Source organism: Staphylococcus sp. HMSC62B09 (genome assembly GCF_001839115.1).
Taxonomy (GTDB): Bacteria; Bacillota; Bacilli; order Staphylococcales; family Staphylococcaceae; genus Staphylococcus; species Staphylococcus haemolyticus.
This window is the reverse complement of the sequence record NZ_KV840159.1, coordinates 1-275: the sequence shown is the minus strand read 5'-3', so window position 1 is coordinate 275 and position 275 is coordinate 1. Positions and strand designations below refer to the sequence as shown.

Genomic DNA, 275 nt, shown 5'->3' with positions numbered 1-275 from the left:
CTTTAAAACTACTTTTGGCATAGTCTATGTCGCAGTTTAAGCCACTTTTTTCTTCAGCCCGTTTTTCAGCGTAATTGATGGCACGTGACGTTGATTTCGTCGCACTTAATTTAGTTGTTGCCATATGTCATCCAACCTTTCACGTAATTCATTAATATTACGTTCTAATGCGCTATAATTCGGAGCATCATATTGATGTTGATGACAATATTTCGCAATTTGATTGGCATTCGCCCCTAATCGACTTAAATCTTTCGCAATCGATTGTCGCGTTT

At 37.8% G+C, this 275-nt stretch carries 1 protein-coding gene and 1 pseudogene; both read right to left on the bottom strand.

The genetic code is table 11. The features are described 5' to 3' along the window. Window positions 1–124 (bottom strand): annotated as a pseudogene (locus HMPREF3265_RS10460) (protein rlx); the annotation flags it as partial. Continuing rightward, window positions 106–275: plasmid mobilization relaxosome protein MobC (mobC, locus tag HMPREF3265_RS10455; RefSeq protein WP_141764281.1), on the bottom strand; the 170-nt coding region annotated here is incomplete at its 5' end. The gene mobC and the pseudogene HMPREF3265_RS10460, both read right to left, overlap by 19 nt.